Here is a 15,228-nt window from a genome sequence, read left to right as displayed (position 1 = left end):
CACTTTTTATTATTATTTTTAGCTTTATAGGATAAAATTTGCTGATTGATTTAGGAGAAAAAATGACACTTAAAAACCCACTAGATATGCATTTGCATTTAAGAGATAAAAACATGCTAAGCTTGGTTGCACCTTTTAGTGCTAAAGATTTTCGTGCGGGTGTGATTATGCCAAATTTAGTTCCACCGCTTTGTGATTTAGAGAGTTTAAAATCTTATAAAACGCGTATAATAAATGCTTGTGAAAATGAGAATTTCACTCCTTTAATGACTCTTTTTTTTAAAAATTATGATGAAAAATTTCTTAAAAGTGCTAAGGATGAAATTTTTGGTATCAAGCTTTATCCTGCGGGCATCACCACAAATTCAAAAGGTGGGGTTTCAAGTTTTGATATAGAGAATTTAAAACCCACTTTAGAAGCGATGAGTGATTTGCAAATTCCACTTTTGGTACATGGAGAAACCAATGATTTTGTGATGGATAGGGAAAGCAATTTTGCTAAAATCTATGAAAATTTAGCTAAAAATTTTCCGCGTCTTAAGATTGTTATGGAGCATATTACGACTCAAACCTTATGTGAACTTTTGAAAGATTATGAAAATTTATATGCAACCATTACTTTACATCATTTAATCATCACTTTAGATGATGTTATCGGTGGAAAAATGCAGCCCCATCTTTTTTGCAAGCCTATAGCAAAGCATTATAAAGATAAAGAAGCGCTTTGTGAGCTTGCTTTTGGTGGATATGAAAAAGTGATGTTTGGAAGCGATAGTGCACCACATCCTAAGCATGAAAAAGAATGTTGCGGTTGTGCAGCGGGTGTATTTAGTGCGAGTGTAGCACTTTGTGTTTTGGCTGATCTTTTTAGTAAAAATTCAAATGAAGTTAATTTGCAAAAGTTTATTTCGGATAATGCTTGTAAAGTGCATAATTTAACCTTTGAAAAAGAAAAAATCATTGTTTTAGAAAATCAAGAATGGCAAGTTCCAAACGAATATAAAAACGAGAATGAAAAAGTAGTTCCTTTTATGGCGGGGGAAAGTTTAAAATTTAGAGTAAAATAAAAACTAGTTTTAAAACTAGTTTTTATCTAAGTTGCTATTTTTATAATACAGCTAAGATTTTATTAAGATTGTCTTTTTTGATGCCTTTCCATACTAAAAACCAATCCACAATGCACCATATCCATAAAACGAATAAAATTAAACCACCGATATAAATCCAAATGGTAACAACACCTGCTAACCAAGTTATAAGTTTAGCAATACCCAAACCTATATCACCCTTATAAAAACGATCAATTCCAAAGGCACCTAAAAACAGACCTAAGATCAAACCTATAATATGACTTTTAAAAGGTAAGATAGCAAGAGAGTTGATTTTATCTTCACTTGCATTTTTAAGCTTATCTTGCACAAGGGGCAAGCTATTGGATGGAATTTTGTCTGAAATCATCATCAATACAGTATTTATATCCATAAAATCTCCTATAATAATATTAGAACAAAATAATAACTAAAATAATCTAAAATTAATTTTAAGTTTAATTTTATAAAATGAGCATTTTGATAAAAATATTTCAGTATTACAAGATTATATATCTACCTTAAGATAGAATTTTATCTCAAGGATTAAAAAACCAAAAGTTTGATTTTTGATTGTATGGTTTCTTTGATATCGCCTTTCACAAAAGTTTCTAAATCTTGCTTAGAAGCTTTAACTCCATTCATATTTAAATGCCACAAGGTATTTTCTATGGCTTCATCTTTTTTTCTTTCTACTATGCGTGTTTCATCAAAGATAAATTTATGAAATTTCACATTATTTTCTAACAAATAACTTTCCAAATCTTGTTTATAAATACCCTTAAATTCTGTATTAAAATGTTTAAATATAGGATCTAAAAAATCACTCTTTCTATAATCGGCCCAGCCAAGATAAATTCGAATTTTAGCCAATCGCATAAAGTTTAAATAGTCTTTTTTGTCTTGCAAAGCAGGGGACATACTTAAAAATGCTATGTCAAATTGAGCGTTTTGATTTTTATTTATCCATTCTGTAAAAGTGCAATTTTCGTATTTGATATTTGTTAGTTGGAGCTTGTTAGCATCTTCTTTTAAAATTTCTAACATAGCTTTTGCATTATCAAGAGCAGTGGTTTCTTTTGCATTTTGTGCTAAGTACAAAGTCCATACTCCTGTGCCACAACCTATATCTATAATCTTTTTATCTTTAAAGCTTATATTTAGTTTTTCTAATTCTTTAAAACTTTGCTCTTGTATGGAATTGAGTTTTTGATTGTATCTTGCGTAGCTCTTAGCTTTTTTATCCCAAAGATTCATTGATAGTCCTTATTTTTAAATCAATAAAATCATAGCATAAAAAAATACTAAATTATTAAATTATCTATTTGTAAATTCTACTAACACCTAGTTCAAACTAGGTGTTAGTGAACAATCAATCAAAACCTTTTCTTTTTCACATCTTCAAGTATGTTATTAGCTATATCACTTACTGTACTAGAAATAATAGCAGACTCATTAGCAATCTCTACATTATCCTTAGTGGTTTGATCAATTTGAGCTACACTCTCATTGATTTGAGTAATACCTGCAGTTTGCTCTTTAATAGATTCTGCCATATCATTGATAGATTGAACCAATAAATTAGTATTAGCTTCTATTTCAGATAAAGACTTTTGAGTTCTCTCAGCTAACTTTCTAACTTCATCAGCAACAACGGCAAAGCCTCTACCATGTTCTCCTGCTCTTGCAGCTTCAATAGCAGCATTTAATGCTAGAAGATTGATTTGATCTGCAATATCTCCAATAATACCTGTAACATTTTTAATCTCTTCAGATTGAGTGATAACATCACTAGTTTTAACTGAAACATTTTGCATAGAAGAAGTAATCTCTTCTAAAGCAGCTGCGGTTTCTTCTAAAGAAGCTGCTTGAGAATTAGAAGATGAAGTAAGGTTTTGAACTGCACTTTGAAGTTTAGAACTTTCACTAGCTAAGTGATTAGCAAAGTCAGAACTTTGTTTTAACATCTTAACAATTTCATCCCCTAAAGCATTAGTAGTAACTTCAACACTACCATTAGCATTATCAAGTTTATTTCTAAAGTCTAAAGACTTATATTCTTCAAAGATCTTATGAATAGCATTCATATCTGATCCTACTCTAGTTTGTAAAACATCTAAAAGTCTATTTAGAACATTTTTAAGTTCTATTAATTGTGGATTTCTAGGATTAGCTGTAATTCTTGCAGTAAGATTACCACTTTCTACTACTCCTACAGTTTCAACACTTTCTTTTACTGCTTTAGCATCTTGTTCTAAACCTTGTTTAGTAGCAAGGATGTTTTCGTTGATAGTTTTACCCATTTTGCCCAATTCATCATTAGCTTTAATTTCAATTGTCTGAACTTCTATTTTTTCATGATTTAAAAAGCGAAAGAAATTTTCCAAAGACTTAAGTATAAGAGGAATTCTAGAGCCTATGATTTTTCTTATAAAAAAGTACACAACAGCCAAAATAGCAATTAGTGCTATTATGGCAACACTAATAATAATATATTGTAGTTTATATAAAGGGGCTAAAACTGATTTTTTAGGAGCTGTTACAATTACACTCCAATGACTAGAATTACCTAAAGTGCTAAATGAAGAGATACTAGCATAACTAAGATCTCCTGTTGAGGCAATATAATTATCTAAGATTTCATCTTTATGGTTTTTAACTGCCTCAACAATTAATTGAGCAGATTGATCTTTGTTAATATCAAATAAAGTTTTTAAAATTGCATTTTTATTTTTATGAATAGCAATAATACCCTGATCGTTCATTAAGAATCTTAGATCCCCTTCAAAAAAGTCGAATTTTGGATCCAATATAGTCTCGGAAATTTCTAGTAAATCTATAGTATATCCTATAACTCCAATAAATTTGCCCTTATTGTTAAAAATAGGCATACCGAAATTTATACCTAAAAATTCATTATTATCATAATTAAGTTTTCTAGGAGAATCTACAAAAACAGAGTCTTTATCTCCATATTTTGCATTTTGTTCGATATTTTGTATTAGATTTAATTGAGAGAAATTGTTTGGAGTTGAAATAGTAGTTATTCCACCAGATTTTTCTACTATTTGATCAAAAAATATCATAGAAAAAGTTTTTCCATCTGGGCTAATATATTTTTTATCTACATTCTGCATATCACTTAATACAGTAGTATCTTTTAAATAGAGAAATGTATATGCTGCATAGTGACTACTATCAAAAGTATTTTTTATAAGACTTTCAATTAAATCGATATCTATATGATCATTATTTTGAAACATTTCATTTAACGATGTAGCAACTCCTTTGGTTAGTGTGACTTCTTCATTTAACATACCTTGTATATAATTCACATATCTTTTTGAAGATAATAAAATAGTATTTCTGGCTTCTTTTTCTGAATATGAAGCAACTTGAAAAGAAACAATAGCAATCATAAGAGCTGTAGCTAAAATAACACTAATAGCAACTGATAATAAGAGTTTTGAACTAACGCTCGATAGTCTAAACATGAAAAACCTCACATAAATTTTTTACTAAAAATAAAGCTCGTTAGCATATCAAAAAAAATAAAATTAATATAAAATTATTTTTTATAGATGTTTTAAAACTATTTAACAATATCAAATACATTTTAAGGTGTGATAAAATTCAGGATTATTAAAAGTTGGAGGAAAAGGAACGCTAGCTCTAAATTCTTTATAGGTATTACCCGGGAGTGTGTCTATGATTTCTATAGTATAAGAAACACTTGTATTTTGCATTTTAGCGTTACGGATATTTTTATCATTGAAAATTTCACCTCCAACTCGCTTTTTATTTAGTATACTTAGCATTAAATAGCATTTACGAATATTAAATTTGGTAAGATTTTGCACTCTTCCTGTAATAATAATACTTTCATGTCTTAAATCTCTAGAAAAGGTAAGTTTGCTAAGACTAGCTTGGGTTGTGAATTGATTGATAGTGAGAAATACAGAATAAATTAAAAGTGCGGTGAAAATGGTCGCGATAGTATAGGAAATAAGAGCAAATTCTTTTTGCTTCACTTTTAAAAAAATTAAAATACAAACTAAAATAAAGCAAAGAAGCAAGATAACAAAAGCCAAAATATGAAAAATTGTAAATTGCATTAAAAACACTCCGAATTGAGGCGTATGGTGTAATTATTGTCATAGTTGAAATTATCAAAAGAAATTCTTTGAAATTGAGTTGTATTTTTTTTCAGATTAAAAATTTCCCTGCTTTTTTGCCTAAAGGGAATGAGTTGATTTTTATATTCATTGATGAGATTATCTTCGGGTAATTTATCCTTGAAAATTCTAGCAATCACTTTACATTGTTTAAAGTCGTTTTTAGAAGTATTTGTGATATTAAAATCAATAATTAAAGCTTCAGAGCTTTGGATGAATTTTTGTTCTACAATGGTTGTTTTTCTACTCCTTACTTCGCTATCTATGAATTTATATCCATATGTATAAATCAAAAAACAAATAATTATATTAAGTGCGATGATCAAAAGAGCCGCCACAGGTTTGTGGCGTAAAAAGATACACAAGAGTAGAACGCAAGTAAAGAGGAAAAAGACAAATAAAATCAGCATATAATCCACTAAATATAAGTGAGTAGTGTAAAAATGCACAATTTCTTTTAGTCTTTCCACTTTATATATCCTAGTTCATGTTAGTAGAACTTTGTTTTTTAGCATCCTTAGTATCCACCCAAATATTTGGTACTGCTCCACCAGGAGTTAAGAAAATTTTAGCATCTTGATTGACTTTCAAGGCTTCATTAAATTCTTTTTGGGTTTCAATTTGTTTTAAGTTAAGCAAAGGAGTATTTAAACTATTCGCAATTTCTTTATTAGAATAAGCTTGCGCATCTGCTTCTATTTTTACAGCCATTGCTTTACCTTTAGCACTGATGATGGTTGCATTTGCTTCCCCTTCAGCCAAAGCAGCTTTTTTTAAAGCTTCTTGATTTGCTCTTTCTACCTCATATTTAGTTCTTTCTGCTTCTTGTTTTGCAATTTGCACGCGTTCAATTTGCTCTTTTACTTTCAAAGGCAATATAATTTCTCTAAGTTGAACCGCACGAAGTTCCACTGGCTCATTAGGTTGTGCTTCTATGGTTTTTCTTATCCCTTCTTCGATTTGGGTTGCGATTGCATTACGATTTGTTGGCAACTCTTCAGCAGTATATTTTCCTACAACACTTCGAACCACATCACGCACCACAGGATCTATGATTTTATTTTCCCAATTTAAACTCCAAGTTGCTATAGTTTGAGGAACTTGTAAAGGATTTAAGCGGTATTGAACTGTTACATCAATAGAAACAGGCAAGCCGCGTGAATCAAGCACGGAAATGCTGTTTTTATTAATCACACCTGAACCTGAAGTTAAATTCTCATTACTTCCTTCTATAGAAGCATAATTGATTTGTCTTACTCTCGTATCAATTGTAGTTATTTTTTGTATAAAAGGTATAAAAAAATGGAGTCCTGGCTCTAAAGGATTTGGGTCGTATCTACCTGTAGTGGATTTAATCCCCATTTCTCCAGAATTTATCACCATAAAAGGTTTTGCGATAATTAAAAACAAAACAATAATAATTACACCATAAACAAAAGGAGAAAATTTTCCAAAACCCTTGAAATTAAATTCAGGAGCTTTGAAATTGAAATTTTGTCGGTTGTTATTGTTATTAGAATTTCCATTTTTTTTATTGAAATAATCATTCAAATCAGCTGGCATTTATTTCCTTTATCTTTAAATATAAGTTAGCATAGATGCGTATTTTTCATTGCGTCCATAAACTACATCAAAATAAGCATCTTGAAGTTTTTTAGTAATAGAACCTCTTATACCACTGCCTATAATTCTTGCATCAACATTATTAATAGGAGTGATTTCTGCAGCAGTTCCAGTAAAAAATGCTTCATCAGCAGTATAAACCTCATCCCTTGAAATTCTTTGACGAAGTACAGTTAAACCAAGATCGTGAGCGATTTTAAGAACTGTGTCTTGAGTGATACTTTTTAAAGAAAAATCATTAGGTGGAGTGATTAAAACTCCATCTTTTACGATAAAGAAGCACTCTCCCGTACCTTCTGCTATAAAACCCTCTTCATCAAGCATCAAAGCTTCTTCATATCCTGCTTCAATAGCTTCAAATTTTGCAATTTGAGAGTTAAGATAGTTTGCGCTCGCTTTTGCTTTACCCATACAAGATTTTACACTATTTCTTACAAAAGATGAAATTTTTACTTTAATACCTTTTTCTAAACCTTCTTCACCCAAATAAGCACCCCATTCCCAAGCAGCGATGCCAACGCGTACAGGGGCTTTTACATGATAAAGTCCCATTACTCCATCTCCTAAGAAGATTACAGGGCGAATATAGACATTGTTTTTAAAATCATTTACTTTTAAAAGTTCAATTTGTGCCTTTTCAAGCTCTTTTTGAGAAAAAGGGCAGTTTAAAAGAGTAATTTTAGCAGATTCTAAAAGTCTTTTAGTGTGATCTTCAAGTCTGAAAATCGCTAAGCCTTTATCTGTTTTATAAGCTCTTGTTCCTTCAAAAACAGCATTACCATAATGTAAAGAATGGGTTAAAAAGTGCAAGGTTGCATCTTTAAAATCAACTAATTTTCCATCCATCCAAATTTTATCTGCTGAGATCATTTTTAGCCTTAATAGTCATATTTTTGTTAAAAAACTTTTAATTTTAGCAAAAGTAAATTAATGATAGCTTGATATATAAAGTATAAATTTAAACATTTATGAAGGATTTTAATAAAAAATAAAATCAAACTTTTAGAATTTATCGAGTCGATTTTATTAAGGATATGGCCTTTTTCTGATGATTAAAATAAGAATGAGAAATTTAATACCACGATTTTTAAGTCAAGATTGTGAAAAACTGAATTAAATTTTTTATAGAATTTAGTGTAAATTTAAAAATTTATTTATTAAAGTTTGAAATAATTATAAAAATCAAAGGAGAAAAAATGCCAATTGTAAATATTAAACTAGCAAAGCCAGCTTTAAGTAAGGAGCAAAAAGCTGAATTGATAGCCGATATAACTGAGCTTTTAAGCACAAAATACAACAAAAGCAAAGAAAGGGTAGTGGTGATGTTAGAAGATATCGAAAGTTATGACATAGGTTTTGGTGGTGAAAGCGTAGAGGCCATTAAGGCAAAGGCAAATAAATGAGTGTTTTAAAAGTAGGGGATGAGGCGCCACAATTTGAACTTTTAAATCAAGATGGGGTGAAAATCGCTCTTAAAGATTTTATTGGTAAAAAAGTGATTTTATATTTTTATCCTAAGGACAATACTCCAGGTTGCACCACAGAAGCTTGCGATTTTAGTGCAAATTATGATAAGTTTTGTGATAAAAATGCAGTGATTATCGGTGTAAGTCCTGATGGTGTGACAAGTCATGATAAATTTATTGCTAAATTTAATTTAAAGCACATATTATTAAGTGATAGCGAAAAAGAAGTGGCAAAAGCTTATGGAGCTTGGGGACTTAAGAAAAATTATGGTAAAGAATATGAAGGCATTATAAGATCGACTTTTGTTATCGATGAAGCGGGAAAAATTGCCCAAATTTATAGCAATGTCCGCGTAAAAGATCATGCACTAAAAGTGCTTGAAAGTCTTTAATGTTGGTGCATATTTGTTGTAGTGTAGACAGTCATTATTTTATAGAAGAGCTTAGAAAAGAATATCCTAAAGAAAAAATTATAGGATATTTCTATGATCCTAATATCCATCCTTTAAGCGAATATGAATTAAGATTTTTAGATGTAAAAAGATCTTGTGATAAGCTCGGTATCAAGCTTTATAAGGGCGAGTATGAGTATGAAAAATGGCTAAAAGCTGTAAAAGGCTATGAAGATGAGCCAGAAAAAGGTGCAAGATGTGAAATTTGTTTTGATCTAAGAATGGGTTCAAGTGTAGAATTTGCAGCCAAAATAGGAGAAAAAAAGCTTACAACAACACTTTTAACAAGCCCTAAGAAGGATTTAGAGCAGTTAAAAAATGCTTTGCAAAAAGAGTGTGAGCCTTATGGGGTGGAATTTTTAGCTCCTGATTTTCGTAAAAATGGAGGCACTCAAAGGCAATTTGCTTTAGCAAAAAAAGAAATGCTTTATCATCAAAATTATTGTGGTTGTATTTATGGGCTTAAAAAGCAAAAGCAAGATAAAAACTTTATTGATGAATTAATGTCACCTATTAATGCTCAAATTTTACCCGCAAGCATAGAAGCTAGAATAGCTCTTTATAAAAAAGTTAATTTATTAGAAAAAAAGGGTATAAAATTTGAAATCATAAGACAAAAATTCTTAAACTACCGACTTTTAAGTGCTTTAATAAAGCTTGATAAAAAAGCCGTTAAGAGTCATATTTTATTTTATTCTCATTTTAAAAATCATTATACAAGATTTAGTTTAGATGAGAAAAATTTAAATGAAAATTTAAAGAATGGAATCTATAAAAGCACGAAAGATGAAATCAGCTTTATAGAATTTTGGCGCTTTAATTCTGATTTTAAAAACAAATGGAAAAGTTTTGAAGATTTTTTAAAACATCCTTTAAAAATAGAAGAAGAAATTAAATGGCGAAATAAACATTTTGGAGCTTATGATCTTAGCCCTGTTATAGTGCTTGAAAAAATTTTACCTACAAGATATGAGATTGTAGCCAAGAGTGAAATTTACTATGATGTTAAGGAAGTTATAAAAAGAACATAGATTTAAAATATTTTAAAATCACTTAAAATTTTGACTAAAATTGATTGGATTAACATAATTTTTAATGATTTTTTTATATAATTATGTTTTTTAATTGTTTTTAAGGCCGATTTAATGATAGATGTAATGAAAATTCAAGAAATTTTACCTCACCGTTATCCTTTTTTGCTTGTTGATAAAATCACAGAGTTAAAAGTTGGAGAAGTTGTTCGAGGATATAAAAATATCAGCATAAGCGATCATGTTTTTATGGGACATTTCCCAGGTCATCCTATTTATCCTGGAGTTTTGATTTTAGAAGGTATGGCGCAAACGGGTGGGGTTTTGGCTTTTGAAAGCATGGATGCTAAGGTAGATCCAAAAAGTAAGGTTGTATATTTTACAGGTATTGATGGAGCTAAATTTAGAAATCCTGTTCGCCCTGGAGATAGACTTGATTATGAAATGCAAGTAGTTAAAAATCGTGGCAATATGTGGATTTTTAAGGGTCAAGCTTTTGTAGATGGAAATTTGGTTGCAGAAGCAGAACTTAAAGCTATGATAGTAGACAAATAAGAGAGAATCAGTGAAAAAAATTCATCCTAGTGCTGTAATAGAAGATGGAGCTATTTTAGGTGATGATGTTGTTATTGAGGCTTATGCATATGTAAGCAAAGAAGCTAAGATAGGCAATGGGGTTGTTATCAAGCAAGGGGCGAGAATACTTTCAGATACTACCATAGGTGATCATTCTCGTGTATTTTCATATGCTATAGTAGGTGATATTCCTCAAGATATATCTTATAAGGACGAGCAAAAAAGCGGAGTAATTATAGGGCAAAATTCTACTATTAGAGAATTTGCTACGATAAATTCGGGTACAGCTAAAGGCGATGGTTTTACTCGTATAGGAGACAATGCTTTTATAATGGCGTATTGTCATATCGCACATGATTGCCTTTTAGGGGATAATATTATTTTAGCCAACAACGCAACCTTAGCAGGGCATGTAGAACTAGGAGATTTTACCGTTGTGGGTGGTCTTACTCCTATTCATCAATTTGTTAAAGTGGGTGAGGGCTGTATGATAGCAGGTGCGAGTGCGCTTTCGCAAGATATAGTACCTTTTTGTTTAGCTGAAGGAAATCGTGCAAGTATTAGAAGTTTGAATTTAGTAGGAATTCGTCGTCGTTTTGATAAGGATGAAGTAGATAGGCTTAGTAAAGCTTTTAAATTCTTGTTTAGACAGGGGGATTTAAAAGAAAATGCTCAAAAATTATTAGAAAATAATGAAAGTGAAAATGTTAATAAAATGTGTAAATTTATATTAGAAACAAAACGCGGAATCCCTGTATATAGAGGTAAAAATAATGCCTAGAAAATGCAGTTTTTGTAATGAAGTGGAAAATCCACAAAGAAGAATTTTAGCCAATGAAAACGATGATGCATTTATTTGTGAGTATTGTGTTGAGGGGGCTTATAGTATTATCTATGGGGAAGAAAAAGAATTTAAAGAGCCAAAACATGAACATGGCGTTGATTTTAAAGATATTACCCCAAAAGAATTAAAAGCTTATTTGGATCGCTATGTCATAGGGCAAGATAGGGCTAAAAAAGTTTTTAGTGTAGGGGTTTATAATCACTATAAAAGACTTTTCAAATCTGAACTTCAAGATGATGATGTGGAGCTTTTTAAATCCAATATCCTTCTTATAGGTCCTACAGGTAGCGGAAAAACCTTACTTGCTCAAACTTTAGCTAAATTTTTGGATGTACCTATAGCCATTTGCGATGCGACTTCTTTAACCGAAGCAGGTTATGTGGGCGAGGATGTAGAAAATATTTTAACCCGTCTTTTGCAAGCTGCTGATGGAGATGTAGAAAGAGCTCAAAAGGGCATAGTATTTATCGATGAGATTGATAAAATAGCTAGAATGAGTGAAAATCGCTCTATCACTCGTGATGTGAGTGGAGAAGGCGTGCAGCAAGCTTTGCTTAAGATTATAGAAGGAAGCTTGGTTAATATTCCGCCTAAAGGAGGAAGAAAACATCCTAATCAAGATTTTATTCAAATTGATACTTCAAATATTTTATTTGTTTGTGGTGGTGCATTTGATGGCTTAGAAACTATACTTAAGAGAAAATTAGGCGATAAGGTCGTAGGCTTTTTCGATAATGAAAAAGAAAATAGCAAAGCTTTGCTTGAAAAGATAGAGCCTGATGATTTAGTGCATTTTGGCCTTATACCTGAACTTATAGGGCGCTTACATGTTATAACTTCTTTAAACGAGCTTAATGAAGATGATATGGTAAGAATTTTGACCGAGCCAAAAAATGCTATCGTAAAGCAATATCAAAAACTTTTTGCTATTGATGGCGTGAACTTAAAATTTGAAGATGATGCTTTAAGAGAAATTGCAAAATTAGCCTTAGAACGAAAAACGGGCGCTAGAGGACTTAGAAGTATTATAGAAGAAATAATGGTGGATTTGATGTTTGAGTTACCAGAATATAAAAATTATGATATCGTTATCACCAAAGAAGTGGTAAGAGATGGTGCAAAAGCGTTATTAATCAAAAAGAAAATAAGCTAAAAAAGGGATAAAAATGATTTTAGATCAACTTATAGGATTTTTTTCAAGCGATATGGGTATAGACTTAGGAACTGCTAATACTCTTGTTTTGGTAAAAGATAAGGGCATAGTTATCAATGAGCCTTCTGTTGTGGCAGTTGAAAGAGAAAGGTATGGTTCTAGGGCTAAAATTTTAGCCGTAGGTAAAGAAGCTAAAGATATGGTGGGAAAAACTCCAGGTAACATCGAAGCTATTCGCCCGATGAAAGATGGAGTTATTGCTGATTTTGATATGACAGAAAAAATGATTCGTTACTTTATAGAAAAAACTCACCGCAGGAAAAGTTTTTTAAGACCTAGAATCATCATTTCAGTCCCTTATGGCTTAACTCAAGTTGAAAGAAAGGCTGTTAGAGAAAGTGCCTTAAGTGCAGGTGCAAGAGAAGTATTTTTGATAGAAGAACCTATGGCAGCAGCTATTGGGGCAAATTTACCTATACAAGAACCTAAAGGAAATTTAGTTGTAGATATAGGGGGTGGAACAACTGAAATTGGTGTGATTTCACTAGGTGGGCTTGTTATTTCAAAGTCTATTCGTACTGCAGGTGATAAGCTTGATACAAGTATAGTAAATTATGTCAAAGAAAAATACAATCTTATCATTGGCGAAAGAACGGGCGAGGAGATTAAGATCGCTATTGGTTCAGCTATCCAGCTTCCAAAAGAACTTTCTATGGTTGTAAAGGGGCGCGATCAAGTGAGTGGACTTTTAAGTCGTATCGAGCTTACAAGTGAAGATGTTAGAGAGGCGATGAGGGAATATTTAAAAGAAATAGCAGATGCTTTAAAAATGGTACTTGAAATGATGCCACCTGATCTTGCAAGTGATATAGTAGAAAATGGTGTTGTCTTAACAGGTGGTGGAGCATTGATTCGTGGACTTGATAAATATTTAAGTGAAATTGTTCGCTTGCCAGTATATATTGCTGATGAACCACTTTTAGCCGTGGCTAAGGGAACGGGTAAAGCTTTGGAGGAAATTTCACTATTGCAACAATTGACGAATGAAGAATAAGCTTATCTTTGTCCTTGTTTTATTTTTTTTAGTTTTTATATCTTTTTACTATGGGGGCTTGGTAAAAAAAAATGTTCTTTTGGTAAATGATACGGTTTTAGAAAAATTTTATGGAATTAAGGATGCTATCACCGAATTTTTTTCCAAGCATTTTGATCAAGTAGATCAAATTGAACAATTAAAAGCAAGAAATCAAGAGCTAGAATATGCAGCTGTATTAACTACAAGCTTTGCAAACCAATTAAATCGTATTTTAGAGGATAAAAATTCAACAAGATACTTACCTCAAGTTTCTTTAGTAAGAGTTATTTCTTATGTAAAATTAAATGATTATAAAAGATTGTGGCTTGATTTTGCCAAAGTATCTCCTAATAAAAATAAAGGTTTGATTCATCAAGGATACACTATAGGCATTGCGATCAATAAAGATGGCAGAGCTATGGCACTTTTACAGGGTGATGAACAATGTGTTTTTTCTGTATATATAGGTAAAAATAAAATTCCTGGCCTTATCCAAGGCGAAGATGATAAACTTAAGGTTAAATTTATACCCAAATGGGCAAAAATTAATATAGGAGATGAGATTTTAACAAGTGGCCTTGACAATATCTTTTTTTCAGATGTTCCAGTGGGTATTGTAAGTGCAATCAAAGATGAGGATATGTATCAAAGTGTTGAAGTAAAACCTTATGCTAACATCAATATCCCTGCCTATCTTTATATAATCGATAGTTTATAAATCAACACTTAGACTCTTTTTAAATAAATTTCCATATGGGCTTTTTTTATCTAGGATATCACAGCTTTCTTTAATGTCTAAATTGTCTTTTAAACATTGTAATAAAATTTCCATGATAAAACATGCATCTTGAGTTAAAATATGCGCAGGACATTTTTTTGCATGGGTATAATGCTCGTGAATTTTATGAACTAGGGTTGAGTTTTTAATCTCGACTAATAGCATTTCCAAAGGGGCTTTAAAAAACATTGTATTTTCTTTAGCATTGATAGAAAGATAAAACACATCAAGCCCATAAATTTTTTTATCATAAGAATCAAAGAAATATAAAGATTTGTTAAGATTATCTTTAAAGGTATTAATCATGAGTTCTAAAATTTGAATTTTTTGTTCTTTTGTATAAAAATTTCCTATAGGCGAAAAACAAAATTCAAGTAAAGACTTGATAGAATACCACTCGCTTGCATTAAAAGAATATGCTCTCATTTTTTCACCCCTTTTTATGCGATATATTCTAGCCTCTTCGCTGTCGTTATTTTGATATACTAAAGGCACGATAAAATCCCTATAAGCGGGATTTGGAAAAGCAGGGTGTAATATAAGTGAACCTTCATTTTCATTTTCAAAAATATATTTTAATCCTCCGATGTATCCTTCGTCAATGATGCGAATTTCATTATTTTCTATTTGATTTAAGAGTGTATAAAATTCGTTTTCATTGCTTTCCCATATTTTAAAAGGATAGCGAAAAAATTCACAAATTTTTTCTTTACTTTTGGTATCGAGTTCTTTTACTGTGTCATTTTCTATAAATTTAGCAAGCGTTCTACGATCTTTGCCCAAAATTGTTGCAAATTTGCTCAAACTTAAGCCTGATTTTTCCAAAATTACTTGTGTTCTATCTTTAGAATTTAACATTGTCTCACTCTTAAAAATTATTTTTGTTACTTTTTGATACAAATATATTTTTTTCATTATTTTTTATATTTTCTAATTATTAAAAATATAGGTAAATATATATACAAAA

17 protein-coding genes are annotated in these 15,228 nt (G+C 30.8%); 9 read left to right on the top strand and 8 right to left on the bottom strand.

What is annotated here, in order from left to right:
• The first annotated feature begins 62 nt into the window (after positions 1–62).
• Positions 63–1,067, top strand: coding sequence for a dihydroorotase (gene pyrC / locus FOC43_RS06235; protein WP_002778020.1), 1,005 nt, complete (start codon positions 63–65; stop codon positions 1,065–1,067).
• A 40-nt stretch (positions 1,068–1,107) separates the two neighbouring features.
• On the opposite strand, the gene FOC43_RS06230 is transcribed toward pyrC, so the two are convergent.
• The 7 genes from FOC43_RS06230 to ilvE form a co-directional block, all read right to left on the bottom strand.
• Positions 1,108–1,482 (bottom strand): TM2 domain-containing protein, encoded by a 375-nt coding sequence (locus FOC43_RS06230; RefSeq protein WP_002778021.1) that lies wholly within the window; start codon positions 1,480–1,482, stop codon positions 1,108–1,110.
• A 152-nt stretch (positions 1,483–1,634) separates the two neighbouring features.
• Positions 1,635–2,345, bottom strand: coding sequence for a class I SAM-dependent methyltransferase (locus tag FOC43_RS06225; protein WP_002786810.1), 711 nt, complete (start codon positions 2,343–2,345; stop codon positions 1,635–1,637).
• A gap of 119 nt (positions 2,346–2,464) precedes the next feature.
• Positions 2,465–4,582, bottom strand: coding sequence for a methyl-accepting chemotaxis protein (locus FOC43_RS06220; protein ID WP_155820408.1), 2,118 nt, complete (start codon positions 4,580–4,582; stop codon positions 2,465–2,467).
• Between the two features lie 111 nt (positions 4,583–4,693).
• Positions 4,694–5,203: a DUF2393 family protein gene (locus FOC43_RS06215; protein ID WP_002778025.1), complete on the bottom strand. Its 510-nt coding sequence runs from the start codon at positions 5,201–5,203 to the stop codon at positions 4,694–4,696.
• Positions 5,203–5,733 carry a DUF2393 family protein gene (locus FOC43_RS06210; protein WP_002782463.1) on the bottom strand — a complete coding sequence of 177 codons (531 nt, stop codon included), beginning with the start codon at positions 5,731–5,733 and terminating at the stop codon, positions 5,203–5,205. Before FOC43_RS06210 ends, FOC43_RS06215 begins: the two co-directional genes overlap by 1 nt.
• A 10-nt stretch (positions 5,734–5,743) precedes the next feature.
• A complete protein-coding gene (locus FOC43_RS06205) occupies positions 5,744–6,826 on the bottom strand; it encodes a prohibitin family protein (RefSeq protein ID WP_002778030.1) in 1,083 nt (360 codons plus the stop codon).
• A 15-nt stretch (positions 6,827–6,841) separates the two neighbouring features.
• Positions 6,842–7,756, bottom strand: coding sequence for a branched-chain-amino-acid transaminase (gene ilvE, locus FOC43_RS06200; protein ID WP_002782466.1), 915 nt, complete (start codon positions 7,754–7,756; stop codon positions 6,842–6,844).
• 326 nt (positions 7,757–8,082) lie between these two features.
• Between ilvE and FOC43_RS06195 the strand changes: the two genes are divergently transcribed.
• The 8 genes from FOC43_RS06195 to mreC all read left to right on the top strand — a co-directional run bounded on the left by FOC43_RS06195 (position 8,083) and on the right by mreC (position 14,201).
• Positions 8,083–8,289: a tautomerase family protein gene (locus FOC43_RS06195; protein ID WP_002778034.1), complete on the top strand. Its 207-nt coding sequence runs from the start codon at positions 8,083–8,085 to the stop codon at positions 8,287–8,289.
• Positions 8,286–8,744 (top strand): thioredoxin-dependent thiol peroxidase, encoded by a 459-nt coding sequence (gene bcp, locus FOC43_RS06190; protein ID WP_002778035.1) that lies wholly within the window; start codon positions 8,286–8,288, stop codon positions 8,742–8,744. The genes FOC43_RS06195 and bcp overlap by 4 nt, the downstream gene beginning before the upstream one ends.
• Positions 8,744–9,835: an epoxyqueuosine reductase QueH gene (locus FOC43_RS06185; protein WP_002778036.1), complete on the top strand. Its 1,092-nt coding sequence runs from the start codon at positions 8,744–8,746 to the stop codon at positions 9,833–9,835. Before bcp ends, FOC43_RS06185 begins: the two co-directional genes overlap by 1 nt.
• 114 nt (positions 9,836–9,949) lie before the next feature.
• Positions 9,950–10,390: a 3-hydroxyacyl-ACP dehydratase FabZ gene (gene fabZ, locus FOC43_RS06180; protein ID WP_002782472.1), complete on the top strand. Its 441-nt coding sequence runs from the start codon at positions 9,950–9,952 to the stop codon at positions 10,388–10,390.
• 10 nt (positions 10,391–10,400) lie between these two features.
• Positions 10,401–11,192: an acyl-ACP--UDP-N-acetylglucosamine O-acyltransferase gene (gene lpxA, locus FOC43_RS06175; protein ID WP_002778038.1), complete on the top strand. Its 792-nt coding sequence runs from the start codon at positions 10,401–10,403 to the stop codon at positions 11,190–11,192.
• Positions 11,185–12,408: an ATP-dependent Clp protease ATP-binding subunit ClpX gene (gene clpX / locus FOC43_RS06170; protein WP_002778039.1), complete on the top strand. Its 1,224-nt coding sequence runs from the start codon at positions 11,185–11,187 to the stop codon at positions 12,406–12,408. Before lpxA ends, clpX begins: the two co-directional genes overlap by 8 nt.
• A 13-nt stretch (positions 12,409–12,421) precedes the next feature.
• Positions 12,422–13,462, top strand: coding sequence for a rod shape-determining protein (locus tag FOC43_RS06165; RefSeq protein ID WP_002788045.1), 1,041 nt, complete (start codon positions 12,422–12,424; stop codon positions 13,460–13,462).
• Complete coding sequence (mreC, locus tag FOC43_RS06160) at positions 13,452–14,201, top strand: rod shape-determining protein MreC (protein ID WP_002778048.1); 750 nt, start codon at positions 13,452–13,454, stop codon at positions 14,199–14,201. Before FOC43_RS06165 ends, mreC begins: the two co-directional genes overlap by 11 nt.
• Here mreC and FOC43_RS06155 read toward each other — a convergent pair.
• On the bottom strand, positions 14,196–15,119 hold the full coding sequence (locus FOC43_RS06155; RefSeq protein WP_002790321.1) for a hypothetical protein: 924 nt from the start codon (positions 15,117–15,119) through the stop codon (positions 14,196–14,198). The two genes, mreC and FOC43_RS06155, sit on opposite strands and share 6 nt — an antisense overlap.
• Positions 15,120–15,228: the final 109 nt, after the last annotated feature.

It is taken from the genome of Campylobacter coli, from assembly GCF_009730395.1.
GTDB classification, from domain to species: domain Bacteria; phylum Campylobacterota; class Campylobacteria; order Campylobacterales; family Campylobacteraceae; genus Campylobacter_D; species Campylobacter_D coli.
The sequence above is the reverse complement of the archived record's forward strand: the minus strand, read 5'-3'. Positions and strand labels throughout refer to the sequence as shown.